This window comes from Desulfobacca acetoxidans DSM 11109 (assembly GCF_000195295.1).
Classification (GTDB): domain Bacteria; phylum Desulfobacterota; class Desulfobaccia; order Desulfobaccales; family Desulfobaccaceae; genus Desulfobacca; species Desulfobacca acetoxidans.
Genome location: NC_015388.1, coordinates 1,411,935 through 1,429,650, shown reverse-complemented (window position 1 = coordinate 1,429,650; position 17,716 = coordinate 1,411,935). Strand labels below are relative to the sequence as shown.

Genomic DNA, 17,716 nt, shown 5'->3' with positions numbered 1-17,716 from the left:
CCAGTTATTACTGCACCTTATGTAAGCACACACGACAATTCAATGAGAATCAACCTGAAGAGGAGGAGGAAATGATGACCAAGTGGAAGTTGCTGCGACTGTTGCTGGCAACCGGTTTGTGCCTGGTTGGGGGCGCGTTTACCGGAATGGCGGCGCCGCCGGCCCCGGGAAAATTTTACCTCGTCGGCACCGGTCCGGCCGGCCCGGAACACGCCACCCTGAAGGCCATGGATACCATAAACAAGGCAGACCTAATCCTCTGTCATCCGGAGCTGCAGAAACTGTTCCAGTCATGTCTCAACGGCAAAAAGGTGGAAGACCCCTGGAAGGAGCTGTGGTGGCACCAGGGGAAGATGTGGGTAATGTTGTTGCCCAATCTCCCTCCGGAGGAAAGACGCGCCTTAGTGGAGGAAAAGATGCGGCAACGGGATAAATTTGTCCAGCGGGTCAAGGGCCTCCTGGACCAGGGCAAGAAGGTGGCCCTGTTGGACGGCGGCGACCCCACGGTTTACAGCCGGGCATATTGGCTCATGGAAGGGCTGAACGACGACCGGGTGGAAATTATCCCCGGAGTGGGGGCCTTGTCCGCCTGCATGGCTGCTTTAAAGCGCCCGAGCACCGGCGGGGAAGCCCGCTTTATGTCTCAGACGGCGGGATATTGCTTCTTCGGCCAGCCCGACCGGGATGACCTGGCCCGGGATTTTGCGCGCATTTCCGGCACCCTGGTGGTTTACGCGGGTTTAAAAGAAGCCAATGATATCTTTACTGCTTTAAAGAAACATAATCCGGAAGAGCTTCCGGCGGCGGTGGTCTTTTTCGCCGGCTATCCGGATAAGGAGAAGATAGTCAAAGGAACCCTGAAAAACATTCAGGAAAAACTCGCCGCCGAAAAAGAGGAATTTATGGGCTTGATTATTGTGGGTCGATGCCTGGATGGGGCCCGTTTCCCCAGGTCGGTGTTGAACCTGCCGGAGCGGTCTTCCGGGGAAAAGCCGAGCAAGGGCCAACCGTAAAGGGTTCGTCGCGGTCTAAGAGATCGGTTCTGCGCGACTGCAAATTGGTAAAGAGGTTCTCGGCGCCGAATGTTGCTTCCGTTTCGATATGACCGGCAAAACCCGCGTCAATGTCGGTGCGCCCCAGCAGGGGTTTAACCGCCGCGCCCAAGGGACCCCGGAGATTATGCCGCTCAATAATTTCAATACTCTGAAAGTTGGGAAAAAAATGAACCGCACTGTCCCGGCTGTAGCCACCGAACTCTCGGCGCCGCAAAGCCGCCACGAGCTCAGCCTGTTTTCTGCCATCATCCTGGTGGTGGCCAACATGGTGGGCGCTGGCATCTTCACCACCTCAGGCTTCGCTATCCAGGAATTGCAAAATCCCTGGGCCTTGCTGGCGTGCTGGGCTGCCGGCGGGTTGTTTGCCCTGGCCGGTGCCCTGTGTTACGGCGAGTTGGGGTCCCGCTATCCTCGAGCCGGCGGGGAATACGCCTTTTTGCGGGAGATTTTTGGTGAATCGGTGGCTTTTTTATCCGGCTGGATCTCCCTCATTGTAGGCTTTTCAGCCCCCATTGCCGCGGGGGCCATGGCCTTTGCGGTGTATCTTCTGGGAAGCGCCGGGTTCCCCGCGGCTCTGGGCTTCACTTACAAAATCCAGGGGCTGACGGTGCTGACCATTTCACCGGTTACCCTGTTAGCCTCCGCAATAATCGTGGTCTTCTCCATGATTCACCGCCACAGCCTGTTTCTAGGCAGCCGCGTCCAGAACCTGCTCACCCTCTTTAAGGTCACCCTCATCCTGGCCTTTATTTTCCTGGGCTTCATGTATGGCCGCGGTTCTCTGACCCATTTGGGCGCGGCGCCGCCGGTAGGTCTTTATTTTTCCAGTTCTTTCGCCACCTCGCTTATTTTCATTACTTTCGCCTACAGCGGCTGGAATGCCGCGGCCTATATGGGCAGTGAAATCTCCCAACCCACCCGCAATATTCCCCTGGCTTTAGTGTGCGGCACCCTGGTGGTTACCGTCCTATACCTGCTTATCAATGTGATCTTTCTCTATGGCCTGCCGGTCCAGGAGATGAGCGGCGTCCTGGAAGTAGGAGAAAAGGCCGCCCTGGCCTTGTTTGGCCCCGAGGTCAGCCGGACGTTTGCCGCAGTTATCGCTTTAAGCCTCCTGTCCCTCATCAGCGCCATGATGATGACCGGCCCTCGGGTCTATCTGGCCATGGCGCAAGACGGGCTGTTTTTCTCGGGCCTCAGCAGGGTGAGCAGCCGCTCCGGCACCCCGGCCAACGCCATTTGGCTCCAGGGCAGCCTGGCTCTGGGTATGGTGCTGACCGCCTCCTTCGAAAATTTGCTGATCTTTATCGGTTTCACCCTGTCGCTGTTCTCCCTGATCACCGTGGCGGGGCTCATGGTTTTGCGGCACCGGCAACCAGCTCCGGACTTGCCTTATAAAACCCTGGGGTATCCTTTCACCCCCATCTTGTTTATGGCAGGCAATCTCTGGATTATCCTTTTTTCCATCATCAACAAGCCTTATGTTTCACTCACCGGCTTGGCCGCCATCGCAGCGGGCCTGGCCCTTTACTTCCTTTTCAAACGACGTTCTGGGCAAACCAAGGCTTAACGAACGATGACCACCAGGCACAGTCAGGTTAGGTTTTACAGGGGGATACAACTGATAATTGCAGTAAGGCGCTGCAAAGCCTCCACACCCGTCATTCTGAGGAAGCGAGGCAGTCCGGGAATCCAAAAAATATAAAATTCCTCAATTCCCCGAAAGAGACAATAAGTACAGAGAAAGGCCGGGGTGTGGGCAGGTAGATCTGATCGGACAGATTCAAGGCGATACTGCGCCCTGTGGCCTCGGGCATTCCTGGGCCATACGCGTCGAATACCTTATACAACCGGTGCCTCTGATCCATCTGGAGTTAGGACTGGAAAGGTACCAAAAAGCAATCCCCCAGGCAGGCCAGATAACGCATATCCTGGTACTCAGCAAAAGCCTACAACACGGAAAGGCCGACCTGGTAGGCATAAGTGTCAACCACCAGAGCCAGCCTTTCCAGATTCTCTCTGAAAGCCATTAAGGGCGCAAATTATTGAATGGGCGCCGGGCCGCAGACACGGCCGGGATGGCCTTTTATCCATTCCAGCAGTTTGTTCAGAAAACGCAGGGCTTCGTCTTTATCCCTGTCGATGACAATAGCTTCGATCTCTTGCTGGTCCTTGTCCGAAAAAAGGATCTCTTTGTCTGCCATGGTTTTTCTCCTTGTCTTGATTTAATGGGCGCTGCCGGGCAGCGCCGGTTGCAATCACCAAATTTCTCGAAATACACTTCCACCACTTATGCATGAATTGAGATCATTAAATAATGTCATTCTCTTGAAAGAAATTGGTTCATTAACCGCAATTATGCAACTATAAGTTTATAATCAGCATTTTTGAAAGCCTTCATCTAACATCAACTCGTTTGTTTATTTCATTGACGAATGAGAAGTTCCCTGCATCGTGTTAATGCTATTTTATTTTTTAACTAAAGATATTATCAAAAACCATCATAATAATAAAACCAAGAATCACACCTATGCTAGCTTCCCGGTCATTGCCTCGAGAATGAGTTTCAGGTATTATTTCTTCGGTTATCACAAGAAGCATAGCTCCGGCAGCAAATGCCAAACCATAAGGAAGAAGGAATTTCCCTAAAGAAACGACGGATATTCCCAAAAATCCTCCAAATGGTTCCACCAAACCAGTCAATAGAGCTATCAGGAAAGCTTTACTTCTCGTACTTCCCTCTCTTAACAAAGGGAATGCAACAGCTAATCCTTCAGGCATATTTTGGAGTCCTATTCCAATTGCTAAGCTGGTTCCCGCTTTAATATCACCGCCACCATAACCTACTCCAACAGCCATACCTTCAGGAAAGTTATGAATAGTTATAGCCAGAATAAATAACCATATTTTACTAAGCTTTGTTGGGGGACCCTTAACTCCTGCTACATAATGTGCATGAGGAATAAGTCTTTCCGCGTAGAACAGGAATACGGTTCCTGTAATAATTCCTATTACTGTTTTCCAAATTCCCCCAATTTCAATTGCAGGCACAATTAAACTGAATGAACTTGCTGCCAGCATAACACCTGCAGCAAATCCGAGTGAAGCATCAAGGAACTTATCAGAAGGTTCAGGTATAAAAAAAACTAATATGGCTCCTATGCCAGTAGCCAGGCCAGCTAAAAGACTGGCTAAACTTCCGATTAATATCATATTCATATTTGATTATTATATTAACTATTTTTAACCGAGATTAAGCGGCAACCTTGGCCACCGTAGTCAAAAATGGTTTTAAGGCCTCTTGGCCCGGTTAACATCCGGTCGGATTATCTCTTTTTGGCTTTTCCCATTATCGAGCATCTTTGAGATCTCGAATTGTTAGATTATCCCATTCTATTACATAGATATGCTAATTTCCATCTTTTCCTGCGGAATGATCCAGGATTATAAACCTTCAGGTGAGGTGCTGGCGTCGCCGCCCCCTCCCAACACCTCATAAAGCCGCACCTGATTGACTAATTTGGCCAGGCGGATGGCGATGAGACCCTGCTGTGCGGCATAAAGAGAGCGTTGCGCATCCAGCACGTTTAGATAGATGTCGATCCCCTTTTCATAGCGCGCATTGGAGAGCTGGTAGGTTCTGGCAGTGGCATCGACCAGAGATTGCTGGGCTGCCATCCGGTCTCCCAGCGTGCCTCGGCTGGCAAGCGCATCAGCGGTTTCCCGAAAAGCGATTTGGATCGATCGTTCGTATTGCGCCAGGGCAATCTTCCTTGCTACCTGAGTGGCCTCCAATGCTGGCCGGGTGCGGGCATCGAAGATCGGCAGAACGATTCGAGGAGCGTAACTCCAGACAAAGGAACCGGTCTCAAACAGTCCCGATAGGTCGCCGCTGGCGGTACCAATCGCCGAGGTAAGTGAAATGCGGGGGAAGAAAGCGGCGCGGGCCGCGCCGATATTGGCATTGGCGGCCTTGAGGACATGCTCTGCCTGAAGAATATCGGGACGGCGCAGGAGCACCTCCGAAGACGTGCCGGGGGATACATCCGGCAAGGGTTTGACCAGGCTCAATTCTCTCGGCAACAGGTCGGCCGGAATGGGTGATCCGGCCAACAGGTGTAAGGCATTTTCATCTTGAGCCGTCAATTCAGTATAGCGCGCCACGTCCACTCGGGCTGTATCCACTCTGGTTTGTACCTGACGCAGATCCAGTTCGGGTGCAAAGCCAACTTCAAACCTCCGTCGGATCAGATTGTAAGCAGCCTGCTGGGTCTCAAGGGTGGATCGAGCCAGTTTGAGGTTTTCCCGATCCGCCGCCAGGGTCAGATAGGCGTTGGCCACTTCTGATATCAGCAAGATCTCCGCACTGCGGCGACCCTGTTCCGAGGCCAGGTATTCTTCTAGGGCCCGTTTTTTCAAGCTGCGAATCCGGCCGAAGAAATCAATTTCCCAGGAACTGATGCCCAGATTGATGCTGTACTCCTCCAGGTTTACCATTCCTTGGGTTCCCGAGATTTTGACGCGTTCCTTTTTGGCGCTGATGCCGGTTTCCAACGTCGGGAAAAGCTCGGCGCGCTGGACGCGGTACAAGGCGCGCGCCTTTTCCACATTCAAGGCGGCTACCCGCAGATCTCGATTGTTTTTCAGGGCCATGGCAATAACCGTTTGCAGCCGGTGATCATTGAAGAATTTTCGCCATTGCACCTCGACCGCGAGCGCGGCGTCCGGCTTAGAGAAAGCGTCTTTATATGCCGGACCGCTGGGCCAGTCCTGGGGGATCGGCGCCTCGGGGCGACTGTATGGCGGAGCCATGGTGCAGCCGGTGAGCAAAAGGGCCGTTAGGGCGCAAAATGAAAGAATTTCCCTCATCATATCAATGCTCCTCTGATAAACTCGCGGCCTCCGCAACCGGCCCTGCCTTGGCGAAGCTATGTTTCCTGCCAAACAATTGCACTACTCCCACAAAAAAAAGGGGGATAAAGAAAATCGCCAGGAAGGTGGCCGTTACCATCCCGCCCAAAACGCCGGTGCCGATGGCGATTTGCGCGCCGGCGCCAGCTCCGGTGGCCAGCGCCAGGGGCAGAACACCGAAGCCGAAGGCCAATGAGGTCATGACAATGGGGCGTAACCTGAGTTTCGACCCGGTCAGCGTGGCTTGGATCAACTCCATGCCCTCCTTTGATTTGGCCATGGCGAACTGCACGATCAAAATGGCGTTCTTGCTGGTAAGCCCCAAAACGGTGAGCAGCCCGATCTGAAAATAGACGTCATTGGGCAGCCCCCGCAGTGATGATGCCACCACGCCACCGACAACTCCCAGTGGCAAGGCTAGCAGAATAGTGATGGGAATGGTCCAGCTCTCATACATGGCCGCCAGGCAGAGAAAAATCACAATAATAGAGAAGGCATAGAGCAAGGGGGCCTGTGACTTGGCCATGCGCTCCTGGTAGGAGAGTCCGGTCCAGTCAAAACCAATGCCCTTGGGAAGCTTCGAGACGATTTCTTCCATGGCCTGCATTGCCTCCCCAGAGCTTCTTCCGGCGGCCGGTTCACCCCAGATATTCAATGACGGGAAGCTGTTAAAACGCTCCAGCAGCGGCGACCCCTGGAACCAGTGGCCGCCGGCGAAGGAAGCGAACGGCGTCATCGTCCCGGAGATATTGCGAACATAGAGCCGCTCCAAATCTTGGGGCAGCATCCGAAAGGGCGCGTCGGCCTGAACATAGACCCGCTTGACCCGTCCGCCCTGGATGAAGTCGTTGACATAGGCACTGCCGAAGGCCGCGGAGATGGTGTTATGGATGGTGTTGATGGGAACCCCCAGGGCGCCCGCCTTTCCCCAATCCACATCAATGTGGTATTGGGTCACATCTTCCAGGCCGCTGGGGCGAATGCGGGTCAACCTCGGGTCCTTGGCAGCCATGTCGAGCATCCGGTTGCGGGCCGCCATCAAGGCCTCATGACCCAACCCACCCCGGTCCTGCAATTGAAAGTCGAACCCACCCGCCCGTCCGAGCTCGAAAACTGCCGGGGGTGGGAAGGCAAAAACTCTGGCGTTGCGGATCTGCGCAAACCTGGCCATGGCGCGTCCCACCAGGGCGTTTACTTTCAAATCAGCCTGGGGGCGCAGCTCCCAGTCCTTGAGCTTAACCAATCCAATCCCCACGTTCTGCCCGCCTCCGGAAAAGCCCCGGCCGGCAAAGGTGAAGCAGGAAGCCACCGCCTTCTTTTCCTCCACCAGCAGATAGTTTCGGACCTCATCCAAGACCTGCTTGGTCTGCTCCAGGGTCGAACCCGCCGGCAGCATCGCCTGGACGTACATGATGCCTTGGTCCTCGTTGGGAAGATAGGCGATGGGCATGCGCTGGTACAGAAATCCCAATATCGCCACGATCAGCAGGTAAATAACCAGGTAGCGCAGCTTCTTGGCAAGGATCCGGCCCACCAGGATTTGGTACCTATTCCTGATCCACAGAAACGCCTGGTCGAACCACCGGAAAAAGGGGCGAAAGAGAAAAAAGCCGGTCTCAGCGGCCTCATGTCCCTTGGTTAACGGCTGCAGCAGCGAGGCGCAGAGCACCGGAGTCAGGATGAGAGCCACCACTACCGACAGCAGCATGGCGGCAATGATGGTCACCGAAAACTGGCGGTAGATGACCCCGGTAGAGCCGCCGAAGAAGGCCATGGGACCGAATACCGCCGCCAGCACCAGCCCGATGCCGATCAAGGCGCTGGTGATCTCTCTCATGGATTTGCGGGTCGCCTCTTTGGGTGGGAGTCCCTCCTCACTCATGACCCGCTCCACGTTTTCCACCACCACAATAGCGTCGTCCACTAAAAGACCGATGGCCAGCACCATAGCGAACATGGTCAGCATGTTGATGGAAAACCCGAATAATCCCAGGACGGCGAAGGTCCCCAAGATCACCACCGGCACCGCCAGGGTGGGAATCAGCGTGGCCCGGATATTCCCCAGAAAAAGGTACATCACCAGGAAGACCAGTAGAATCGCTTCCAATAGGGTCATGACCACCTCGTTGATGGCCCCCCTGACGAAAGGGGTGGTATCTAAGGGGTAGATAACCTTTATGCCGGGGGGAAAGTACCTGGCCAACTCCTGCATTTTCGCCTTGACTAAATCAGCGGTTTTCAGCGCATTGGCGCCGGGGGCCAACCGGACGGCCAACACGGCTGCGGGCTTGCCGTCGAAAAGTTGGTGGCGGCCGTAGCGCTCGGTGCCCAATTCCGTCCGTCCCACGTCCCGCACCCGCACGATGGAACTATCCGGGTTGATCCGCAAGGGGATGGCGGCGAACTCCTCCGGAGTCTTGAGTAGGTTCTGGACGATGACGGAGGCGTTCAGCCGCTGCCCAGCCACCGCTGGCGCCCCGCCGAACTGACCGGCGGAAACTTCCACGTTGTAGGCCTGAAGCCCCTGGATGACATCTTCCATGGTCAAACGATAATCATTCAACCTGTCAGGATTAATCCAGAGCCGCATGGCGTATTGGGAAGAAAAGACTTCCACTTCACCTACCCCCGGCACCCGGGCCAGCACCTGCTCGACGTTGGCCTGGGCATAGTCCGCCAGGTCAAACTCGTCCATGCTGGCGTCTTCTGAGATCAGACCCGTAACCAGCAGCCAATTGATGGTCGACTTGCTGACCCTGACCCCCTGGCGTTGTACCACGTCGGGCAGACTCGCCAAGGCGAGCTGAAGCTTGTTCTGCACCTGGGCCCAGGCGAGGTCCGGATCGGTTCCCGGAGCAAAGGTGAGTTCGATTTTCCCGGCGCCGGAGGCATCGCTGGTAGCGGACATATACAGCAACTTGTCAAAGCCGGTCATCTTCTGCTCGATGATCTGAATAACGCTGTTCTCCACGGTTTCAGCCGAAGCCCCGGGATAAAAGGCTTCAATGGCGATGGAGGGAGGGGCGATAGGCGGATACTGGGAAATGGGCAAATTATAAATTGCCAGACCGCCCGCCAGCATCATGATAATGGCGATAACCCAGGCGAAGACCGGGCGGTCCAGAAAGAAATTGGATAACATCTCGATCCTCCGTCAGCGCGATTCTGCCAGGGGGCGGTTCGCAGGCGAGGCGGCTTGGCCGGCCTGGGCGTTTTTCCAGGGGACGGCTATGACTGTGGCGCTCGGCCGCACATTCATCATGCCTTCGACAATCAAGCGCTCACCAGCCTTCAGACCTGATGAGATGAGCCACTTATCCCCGATGGCGCGGTCGAGGGTCAACAGTCGCTGCTGGACCTTGCCAGCCTCATCCACGATCAGGGCGATGGGTTCCCCCTTGGGATTGCGGCTCACCCCTTGTTGAGGGACCAGCAGGGCTTGTTCGGCAATTCCCTCTTGAACTACGGCCCGCACGAACATGCCTGGCAGAAGCAGATGTTTCGAATTCGGGACCACAATCCGCAGGATGAAAGAACCGGTGGCCTGGTCCACAGTGATGTCGCGGAATTGCAGCAGGCCTTCCAGGGGATATGCTGTTCCGTCTTCCAGGAGGATGTGGACTTTTCTCCCGTTTGCTCCGTCGGCGCTGAGCCGGCCGGTTTCCAGGTGGCGTTTCAAACGCAGCAACTCGGCCGACGACTGGGTCACATCCACGTAAATGGGGTCAAGCTGCTGAATGGTGGCCAGGGATGTAGGCTGATAAGCGGTCACCAGGGCGCCGTCGGTCACGGAGGATTTGCCGATGCGTCCGGAGATGGGCGCGGTGACCCGGGTGTAGCCCAGATTGATGCGGGCTCCGGTCACCTGGGCTTGCCAATATGCCACTTCCGCCCGGGCCTGGTCCTCGGCGGCTACCGCATCGTCGTAGTCCTGGCGGCTTACCGCTTTGTCGACCAGCAATTCCTTATGCCGCTCGGCCTTCAAGCGGATGGAGGGTAGATTGGCCTGGGCCTTGCTTAGGGAGGCCCTGGAAGAGTCAAGGGCCACCTGAAAGGGAGCGGGATCTATCTGGTAAAGAACTTGTCCGGCTTGTACGTCGGAACCCTCTTTAAACAGGCGCTGCTTGATGATGCCATTAACTTGGGGTCGAATTTCTGCCACCAGGTAGGCAGAAGTACGACCGGGCAATTCGGTGGTCAACTCCACCGGCTGCGGCTTAATGGTTACCGTGGACACTTCCGGGAGCGGAGCTGGGGCAGGTTGCCGCCCGTACCCGCTTTCGCAGCCGCCCAGCAAAATCATCAGCCCCAGCAAAGCCACGGTCCATTTCAACGGTTCGTAACTTTTCTTGTGCAGTTCCATCATAAGTATTCCCACATGTCTAGTCGTAAGGCTATTCCAAAGTTAATTTGGCATCCTTCTTCAAATTGTAAAAATTGTTAAGTAGCTTAACTTCTATGATAAAAAAATTACTCGTGTAATATCCGCACCAGGCGCTCCTCCAGAACACTTTCAATGACGTCCAACAAAACAGACGTGGTGGCGATCTGTGATAGGGAAAAGGCACTCAAGCGATTGACTAGTTCGGCAAAGTGTTTCCCATGAAAGCGCTCATGCGCGTGAAACGCCCGCCATCCCAATTCCGTGAGGGACAGGTCTAACTCCTTGTTGCTGTGGGCGGCATGACGCTTTCGCACAAAGCCTTTCTCTGCCAGTTTCGCCACAATCTGTGAAGCCGCGCTCTTGGTGACCCCGAAATGAACTGCCAAATCTGTAAGGTTGATTTGCTTAGGCTCACCAATCGCCTGGACGGTATGGATCTCCTTGGGAGTAAGTTCCACACCTTCATCAAAACGAATGCGGATCTCCTCGATTTGCGCCTGCCTGTTGAGGATTCGCAGGAGCTTCCGAGAGATGGCGACGATAAAATCTTCCTTAGTTTCCATTTTAATTAATAGTAAAGGAGCTTAACTATATTGTCAAGTAAAAATCTGCAACACGCTCAGCTCTTTTGACTCAATCGTTCTGAGACCAGCCCAACTACCCTCTTCCCAGCGCCCCTGCTTGGGCGCCCCGACATCGACCATCGTTTCACCGGCTATGTCGAAACGGAAGCAGAGGTTGGCGTCGGGAACTTTTTTTGAAGACGAAAAAACCGTTCCCGGCCATACAGAGAGGCAGCGAGTTTTTTCTGCCTCTCCGCCGCTCTCCAAAGCCATAAACTTTGCGGGAGATGGGCCCCTGAATAGAGGTTACCCCTGCGAAACCGCGCAGAACCAATCTCTTAGACCGCGACGAACCCTTTACGGTTGGCCCTTGCTCGGCTTTTCCCCGGAAGACCGCTCCGGCAGGTTCAACACCGACCTGGGGAAACGGGCGCCGTCCAGACACCGACCTACAATAATCAACCCCATAAATTCCTCCTTTTGGGCGGCGATCTTTTCCCGGATATTCTTCATGGTTCCCTTGACAATTTTTTCTTTATCCGGAAAGCCTGCGAAATAGACCACCGCCGCTGGCAGGTCTTCCGGGTTATATTTCTTTAAAGTGGTAAAAATATCATTGGCTTCTTTTAAACCCGAGTAAACCACCAGGGTGCCGGAAATCCGCGCAAAATCCCGGGCCAGGTCATCCCGGTCGGGCTTGCCGAAGAAGCAATATCCCGCCGTCTGAGACATGAAGCGGGCTTCCCCGCCGGTGCTCGGGCGCTTTAAGGCGGCCATGCACGCGGACAAGGCTCCCACCCCGGGGATGATCTCCACCCGATCGTCGTTCAACCCTTCCATGAGCCAATAAGCCCGGCTGTAAACCGTAGGGTCGCCGCCGTCCAACAGGACCACCTTTTGGCCCTGGTCCAGGAGACCCTTGACCCGCTGGACAAATTTATCCCGTTGCCGCATCTTTTCCTCCACTAAGGCGCGTCTTTCCTCCAGAGGGAGATTGGGCAGCAACATTATCCACATCTTCCCCTGGTGCCACCACAGCTCCTTCCAGGGGTCTTCCACCTTTTTGCCGTTGAGACATGACTGGAACAGTTTCTGCAGCTCCGGATGACAGAGGATTAGGTCTGCCTTATTTATGGTATCCATGGCCTTCAGGGTGGCGTGTTCCGGGCCGGCCGGACCGGTGCCGACGAGGTAAAATTTTCCCGGGGCCGAGGGGGCTGCAACTCCGGAAATCGTCCCCCAAGCAAGGCATAAGCAACCGGTCAGAAACATAAGCAGCAACTTCTCTTTGATCATCATTTTTCCCCCTTTTGATTGCAACAAGACGGTTGTAAGAAGTTAATAACGCGCCTGCAACCCGCCATAGATGGTAGCGCTGGGCATGGGATAACCGGCGCTTTCTTCATAGAACTCGCCGGTGAGGTTTTGCACGCCGCAATATGCGAAGGTTTTTACGCCATAGCGTTCCACCACCGGGTAACGACCCTCCAGATTAATATTGAAGAAACCTTTCATCGGTCTTAAGGTGACGCCGGTGACCACATTACTCGCAGAAACCCCGGAGACGGTGTACTGCTTGCGATGGGAGACCAGGCGCAGGGAAAGCTTGCCTTCCGCCCCGTTGGGCGCCTTATACTTCAGGCCGACATTGGCTTTATGCTCCGGATATTCAGTGAGCTTTTGCACCCCGCCGCCCAAAGGATCGGGGCTGGTGCTGGTCTGCTGCCAGGTGTAATTAGCGAAGGCCGCCAGGTTGTAAGGCAAGGGGATGTGTCCTTCCACTTCGACGCCTCTGATTTTGGCCAGGTCGAGGTTATAGACCACCCTGCCGCCCGGGCTGAAGGCTGAACTAAACATCTGTCGGATATAATCGTTTATGTCGTAATAGTAACTCCGGATCCGCAGCATGGAATTCCAGGGCAACTGCTGGGTGATCCCGGCCTCGTATTGCATGCCGAATTCCGGAGAGACAACTGGCTGCCCGGTGGGGACGCTGGCACCGACCCAAAATGCGCACCACTCCGTCAGGTTGGGAAAATGGCTGCTATAATTGGCCGACAGATAGGCTTCAGTGGTGTCCGTGGGCCGGATGGTCAAGGTACATTTAGGACTCAGGAAGTCGGCGCGTAGACCTTTGGAGTTTTTGATTCCTGGATCCGCAGCATCATAATTGTCATAACGCAGTCCCAGGTAGAGCTCAAAGTACTTGGTAAGGGGAAGGGACGCGTCCACGAAGCCGCCATGCATCTTGGCCGCATTTCTCATGCCTTGGATGGGGCGTGGGGTGGGGGGGAAGGTCATGTAATTTAAATATACTGCCGGAGAAAAATAATTCGGGTCTAGGTCAGTATATTGCACGCCGCCGAAGCCATAATAATTCCCTTCCAGACCGAAACCCAGGCGAACTTTTCCCGGGGTTTGGCGAACCTTGAAGTTCCAACCCCAGGTATCTTCATCCCAGCTCCCGCGCGACGCGATTAACTTATTCGGGTTGTTCATGGCGTAATAATGTTCTGACCGTGTGGCCTGACAATAAAAGAGATGAAATTCCCCCGCGCCATACCAGAAATTTTGCTTGCCTTCCAGGTCAAACTCGTACCGCTGCGTACGAACGTAACTGTTGTCTCCGGCAGTCCTTCCCAACCATTGCTTAGTCTGGGCGTTTTGACCGGTGATCTGATCCAGAAAGTTGAGATACGGTCCATAAAGCCAGTCAGCATCGCTCTCAGGATAGTCAGGGTTGTAAAATGGCGAATCAGGCCAGTTATAGATAATCAAACCGGTTTCTTGAGTAAAATAGCGGGCCGAGCCGGTCAAGCTTAGGTCCCAGGGGAAGGAATAGGTGAAGCTGCCACTAAAGTTCCCCCGATCGCGGATAAAATTATTCCTGAGATACCCGTCGCTATTACCATAGTTGACCCCCAAAGCGTACTGCACGGGTCCATAGCTGCCTGTGGTCAAAAAACGGTAGCTCTCCGTCGCCCAACTGCCCCAATAGGTGTCTAAAGAGATCTTGGGCTCCTTGGTTCCCCTTTGCGTGTTGATGGTGATTACCCCTCCCAGGGTGTTGGGATATTCCGCCGACAGCGGCCCCCGGATAATTTCCAGGCGTTCCAGGTCCTCGGTGGTGATGGTAGCCCAATCAACGAAAAAACCGCCCTTTACCCCGGAGCCTTTCCAAGACCGGCCATTTAGGTAAACCTGGTACCGGCCTTCATCAAATCCCCGGATGGATACCTGGTTGGCTTTCACCCCCAACAGGGAGCGGCGAGTCATATCCAGACCGGCCTGATCTTCCAGGTATCCGGGCAGATTTTGATATGGTCCGAGGCTGATGTCTTCTTTGGTAACGACGCTGCTGGTGGCCGCTTTTTCGGCAAAGGAATGAACCTCAATCTGAGGCAGTTCCTCCACCGTGACCGGTTTGTCCGCCCGGGTTTCCTCTTCCTGCCCCGGCGGGCTTTCAACCGACCCTGTTTCCTCCCCCAGGGCCAGCATCGACAGCAGGACCAGCCATAATCCCACACACCCGAAAATCTTTGCCCAATTAACCCTCCACATCTCCAATCTCCTTTCCCCGTATAATGATGGAACACACTTTTTGACAGCGCCCTCCATCTCTGATAGAAAAGAGATAGGGGGTCGCGGTTAAGAGGTGCGATTCCTCAGAAGGCGGCTCTTCTTGGCAGGGGGGACGCCTTCTGTTTTGTTAGTAAATACTATAGGATATATCACATAGACGACAAAAAAAGCCACGCTCTGTCCTCTACGCTGACGTAGTGGCCTTCGTGGCTCAATTACGAAACTTACTGCGCTTAAAAATCCAGGGGGTTCATCCCCCTCAATAAATGACTACCAACTTCTTGAAGGGTCTTAAAAAAATATCGCCGCGGATTATACGGCCGTTGGGAAGAACTGTATTTTCCCAGGGAATTGCGCAGGAGACTTTAGAGGCAGAGTTTTCTTATCAAATTGATGTGAGTTTTGATGGAATGCGCACTTCACGCCTTCATCAAAACGAATGCGAATCTCCTCGATTTGCGCCTGCCTGTTGAGGATTCGCAGGAGTTTCTGCCTCATGGCGGCGATATATTCTGCCTTAGTCTCCATAAACATTATAGTAAAGTAGCTTAACTATATTAGCAAGAAAAATAGTCAGACCCCGGCAAAAAAATAGAGGAATCTTACCTCCAATCTTCTAAGCACACAAGAAAAGACTCGGGCCGGCCAACCGGAACCCCACTTAAACCATTCGACAGGGAGTTGATCCGACTCCATATAGATAATCGGAGAAACGGATGCTTGCCTATTCCAAACCTCAGCTAATCCCTGGCACCGGAAGGGAAGTCGAGATTTCTCTGTAAGATAACTGCCAGGAAATGCATCCCCCCATTGGCATGGCCCTCATCGAGCGGGTGGATTATCACAGCGATTGGTACCGTGAGTTCTTGGGCCATTTCCTGCGCCCCGATGGCTGCGGTTCCGACGCGATTTATGACGAGGGTCACATGCTTAATCTGACCTACAGACAGCAAGGCAAGGACCTAGCCCCGCTGCAGTATTGAAGTAACCTTCTAATCACCCTGCGAATGGCAAGTTAAACTATTGACAACCCTCGCTCCTAAAGATATCATAAATTTATATAAAATATTGGACTTGACAGCATGGCTGCATATATCTGCGCTGTCGAGAGCAAACTCGAAGTTATGGTTAAGTCGGGACGTAGCGCAGCCTGGTAGCGCACCTGAATGGGGTTCAGGGGGTCGGAGGTTCAAATCCTCTCGTCCCGACCAAAATTTGATTAAAATCAAGGCAAGTTACAGAGCTAATCTGAATTTGCCTTTTTTAATTTTCTTTTGACGTGCACATAACGTGCACCAAAAACTTTTAAATACCATTGCCGCGCTTGCAATCGCACACTGATTTTTCAGTATATCTTTAATTTCATGAAGTTCTCTTTCCCCTTGCTCTCTACTTTGTGCTATAAAAAAACATTTGCTCCAAATATATAGTTGGATTGTGACACTTCAGTTGTTTGGGGCAAATATAAGATTCCCCTACGAATAGGCCTGTTGGTGTTGTAGAGCTTTAGGGTGGGCGCCGCCCACCATGCTTTGATCTATTATCTCAGATAGCTGAAGTATTACATTGGGTTAAATGGTCTTGTGAGGGCATACATGACCAATGCCTTAAAAACTTATCTCAAATCCCTGCAAACCGATCTGGCCAGGGTGAACGCCTCAGAGCATACCCACCGGCCTACTCTCAAGACCCTCTTGGAATCCTTAGGGAAACACCTCACCGCCACGAATGAACCCCGGCAAGTTACCGATTGCGGCAAGCCCGACATGGCGGTTTATCAAGGGCCAGTGCTTCTTGGTTATTAGGAAACAAAGGATGTTGGGGTAAATCTTGCGACTGAAGAAAAGAGCCCCCAGCTAAAACGTTACCGGGAAGCCTTGCCAAACCTCATTCTGACTGACTACCTCGAGTTTCGCTGGTATGTGCACGGTGAACGACGGTCAACGGTTTCCTTGGGCCACATAGAACCAGATGGCAAGGTTAAGGTCAAGAAAGAAGATCTTGCCGCCGTGGGAGATTTGCTGGCCCAATTCCTGGCCCTAAAGCTTCCCTCTATCAGCACGGCCAAAGAATTAGCCCTAAGAATGGCAAATTTAGCTGGGTTAATGCACAATGCCGCCCTCAAGACCCTGGAAATTGAGCCGGATACGGGAACCCTTAAGGGCTGGCTGGCGGCCTTTGAAAAGACCCTGGTTCCCAGCCTCTCCCCGGAACAATTTTCCGATATGTATGCTCAAACCCTCACCTATGGCCTTTTTGCCGCCAAGGTAAGTGTCGGGGCGGGCCAAAATTTGCGCCGGGATACGGCCGCCGCGTTATTGCCGGAAACCAACCCTTTCCTCAAAAGGCTCTTCTATCATCTTGCCGGACCAGAGGTTCCCCTTACGGTGTCATGGGTGGTCGATGATATGGTAGCCCTGCTTAACTCTGCGGACCTTGAAGCAGTTATGTCCGATTTCGGCCGGGGGTCATTGGAGAAAGACCCGGTAGTTCACTTCTATGAAACCTTCCTGGCTGTTTACGACCCCCAAAAGCGTAAGGTCCGTGGGGTTTACTATACTCCTGAACCTGTAGTTTCCTATATTGTCAGAGCGATTGATTTTTTACTTAAAAACCGCTTTGGCCGCCCATGGGGGGTAGCTGATAGGCATACCCTGATTCTTGACCCGGCTTGCGGCACGGGAACTTTTCTTCACAGTGTTATTTCCTTGATTTATGCTACCTTATGCACCCAAGGACAGGCCGGGGGCTGGCCTTCGTATGTCTCCCAAAGCCTCTTGCCCCGGATATTTGGCTTTGAGCTTCTGATGGCCCCTTATGCCGTGGCTCACCTCAAGCTGGGGTTGCTCTTGCTGGAAAAGGGCTTTGATTTTCCACCTGGCCAACGTTTGGGGGTCTATCTCACTAATACCTTAGATGAAGGCTTTAAAAGAGCAGAAGTCTTACCCCTTGCTGGGTTCATCACTGAGGAAAGTAATAGCGCCGCCCGAATTAAGAAGGAAGACCCCATAGAAGTAATCTTGGGAAATCCGCCGTATGCGGGCCATTCCGCCAATGCCAGTTTAAGACAGGAAGCAGGGGTAACCGGGACAATAAGGACCGTGCGGACCTTCATAGGGCGTCTCATTGAAGATTATAAACAGGTTGACGGCAAGCCCTTAGGTGAGAAAAACCCCAAATTGACTCAATAATTGATGCTCATGGGGGTTGGCCGCTTATCT

The 17,716-nt window shown here is 53.5% G+C and carries 14 protein-coding genes and 1 tRNA gene; 6 read left to right on the top strand and 9 right to left on the bottom strand.

Features of this window, described 5'->3' with window-relative positions; genetic code table 11:
* Positions 1-71 precede the first annotated feature (71 nt).
* Both DESAC_RS06155 and DESAC_RS06150 read left to right on the top strand, forming a co-directional pair.
* Entirely contained in the window at positions 72-1,013 is a 942-nt protein-coding gene (locus DESAC_RS06155) for an SAM-dependent methyltransferase (RefSeq protein WP_013706211.1), read from the top strand.
* Between the two features lie 88 nt (positions 1,014-1,101).
* Positions 1,102-2,625, top strand: a complete 1,524-nt coding sequence (locus DESAC_RS06150; protein WP_013706210.1) for an APC family permease — start codon at positions 1,102-1,104, stop codon at positions 2,623-2,625.
* A 472-nt stretch (positions 2,626-3,097) separates the two neighbouring features.
* Here the strand turns inward: DESAC_RS06150 and DESAC_RS16245 are convergent, their stop codons facing one another.
* The 9 genes from DESAC_RS16245 to DESAC_RS06110 all read right to left on the bottom strand — a co-directional run bounded on the left by DESAC_RS16245 (position 3,098) and on the right by DESAC_RS06110 (position 14,474).
* Positions 3,098-3,259, bottom strand: a complete 162-nt coding sequence (locus DESAC_RS16245) for a hypothetical protein (RefSeq protein WP_013706209.1) — start codon at positions 3,257-3,259, stop codon at positions 3,098-3,100.
* A gap of 271 nt (positions 3,260-3,530) precedes the next feature.
* Entirely contained in the window at positions 3,531-4,274 is a 744-nt protein-coding gene (locus DESAC_RS06145; RefSeq protein WP_041283832.1) for a ZIP family metal transporter, read from the bottom strand.
* A gap of 225 nt (positions 4,275-4,499) precedes the next feature.
* On the bottom strand, positions 4,500-5,927 hold the full coding sequence (locus tag DESAC_RS06140) for an efflux transporter outer membrane subunit (protein ID WP_013706207.1): 1,428 nt from the start codon (positions 5,925-5,927) through the stop codon (positions 4,500-4,502).
* Between the two features lies 1 nt (position 5,928).
* Positions 5,929-9,108: an efflux RND transporter permease subunit gene (locus tag DESAC_RS06135; RefSeq protein WP_013706206.1), complete on the bottom strand. Its 3,180-nt coding sequence runs from the start codon at positions 9,106-9,108 to the stop codon at positions 5,929-5,931.
* A 12-nt stretch (positions 9,109-9,120) separates the two neighbouring features.
* Positions 9,121-10,329: an efflux RND transporter periplasmic adaptor subunit gene (locus tag DESAC_RS06130; RefSeq protein ID WP_052301990.1), complete on the bottom strand. Its 1,209-nt coding sequence runs from the start codon at positions 10,327-10,329 to the stop codon at positions 9,121-9,123.
* Between the two features lie 107 nt (positions 10,330-10,436).
* Positions 10,437-10,913: a MarR family winged helix-turn-helix transcriptional regulator gene (locus DESAC_RS06125; RefSeq protein ID WP_013706204.1), complete on the bottom strand. Its 477-nt coding sequence runs from the start codon at positions 10,911-10,913 to the stop codon at positions 10,437-10,439.
* Between the two features lie 33 nt (positions 10,914-10,946).
* Positions 10,947-11,186 (bottom strand): hypothetical protein, encoded by a 240-nt coding sequence (locus DESAC_RS06120; RefSeq protein WP_013706203.1) that lies wholly within the window; start codon positions 11,184-11,186, stop codon positions 10,947-10,949.
* Positions 11,187-11,270: 84 nt separating this feature from the next.
* The gene (locus DESAC_RS06115) at positions 11,271-12,212 is read right to left on the bottom strand and encodes an SAM-dependent methyltransferase (RefSeq protein WP_013706202.1); all 942 of its coding nucleotides are present in this window, start codon (positions 12,210-12,212) and stop codon (positions 11,271-11,273) included.
* A gap of 39 nt (positions 12,213-12,251) precedes the next feature.
* The gene (locus DESAC_RS06110; RefSeq protein WP_013706201.1) at positions 12,252-14,474 is read right to left on the bottom strand and encodes a TonB-dependent receptor; all 2,223 of its coding nucleotides are present in this window, start codon (positions 14,472-14,474) and stop codon (positions 12,252-12,254) included.
* Positions 14,475-15,292: 818 nt separating this feature from the next.
* Between DESAC_RS06110 and DESAC_RS06100 the strand changes: the two genes are divergently transcribed.
* The 4 genes from DESAC_RS06100 to DESAC_RS06090 all read left to right on the top strand — a co-directional run bounded on the left by DESAC_RS06100 (position 15,293) and on the right by DESAC_RS06090 (position 17,686).
* Positions 15,293-15,478 (top strand): hypothetical protein, encoded by a 186-nt coding sequence (locus tag DESAC_RS06100; protein WP_013706199.1) that lies wholly within the window; start codon positions 15,293-15,295, stop codon positions 15,476-15,478.
* Positions 15,479-15,629: 151 nt separating this feature from the next.
* Positions 15,630-15,706, top strand: a tRNA-Pro gene (locus DESAC_RS06095).
* A gap of 384 nt (positions 15,707-16,090) precedes the next feature.
* Positions 16,091-16,300 (top strand): hypothetical protein, encoded by a 210-nt coding sequence (locus DESAC_RS15145; protein ID WP_052301905.1) that lies wholly within the window; start codon positions 16,091-16,093, stop codon positions 16,298-16,300.
* 72 nt (positions 16,301-16,372) lie between these two features.
* Positions 16,373-17,686, top strand: a complete 1,314-nt coding sequence (locus DESAC_RS06090; RefSeq protein ID WP_052301904.1) for an N-6 DNA methylase — start codon at positions 16,373-16,375, stop codon at positions 17,684-17,686.
* The last annotated feature ends 30 nt before the right edge of the window (positions 17,687-17,716 follow it).

Excerpts from the sequence above, each read along its gene's own strand:
- DESAC_RS06125 (WP_013706204.1), bottom strand. The coding sequence starts at position 10,913 with ATGGAAACTAAGGAAGATTTTATCGTCGCCATCTCTCGGAAGCTCCTG.
- DESAC_RS06140 (WP_013706207.1), bottom strand. The coding sequence starts at position 5,927 with ATGATGAGGGAAATTCTTTCATTTTGCGCCCTAACGGCCCTTTTGCTC.
- DESAC_RS16245 (WP_013706209.1), bottom strand. The coding sequence starts at position 3,259 with ATGGCAGACAAAGAGATCCTTTTTTCGGACAAGGACCAGCAAGAGATC.
- DESAC_RS06115 (WP_013706202.1), bottom strand. The coding sequence starts at position 12,212 with ATGATGATCAAAGAGAAGTTGCTGCTTATGTTTCTGACCGGTTGCTTA.
- DESAC_RS06135 (WP_013706206.1), bottom strand. The coding sequence starts at position 9,108 with ATGTTATCCAATTTCTTTCTGGACCGCCCGGTCTTCGCCTGGGTTATC.
- DESAC_RS06100 (WP_013706199.1), top strand. The coding sequence starts at position 15,293 with ATGCATCCCCCCATTGGCATGGCCCTCATCGAGCGGGTGGATTATCAC.
- DESAC_RS06150 (WP_013706210.1), top strand. The coding sequence starts at position 1,102 with ATGACCGGCAAAACCCGCGTCAATGTCGGTGCGCCCCAGCAGGGGTTT.
- DESAC_RS06155 (WP_013706211.1), top strand. The coding sequence starts at position 72 with ATGATGACCAAGTGGAAGTTGCTGCGACTGTTGCTGGCAACCGGTTTG.
- DESAC_RS06145 (WP_041283832.1), bottom strand. The coding sequence starts at position 4,274 with ATGAATATGATATTAATCGGAAGTTTAGCCAGTCTTTTAGCTGGCCTG.
- DESAC_RS15145 (WP_052301905.1), top strand. The coding sequence starts at position 16,091 with ATGACCAATGCCTTAAAAACTTATCTCAAATCCCTGCAAACCGATCTG.
- DESAC_RS06130 (WP_052301990.1), bottom strand. The coding sequence starts at position 10,329 with ATGGAACTGCACAAGAAAAGTTACGAACCGTTGAAATGGACCGTGGCT.
- DESAC_RS06110 (WP_013706201.1), bottom strand. The coding sequence starts at position 14,474 with ATGTGGAGGGTTAATTGGGCAAAGATTTTCGGGTGTGTGGGATTATGG.
- DESAC_RS06120 (WP_013706203.1), bottom strand. The coding sequence starts at position 11,186 with ATGGCTTTGGAGAGCGGCGGAGAGGCAGAAAAAACTCGCTGCCTCTCT.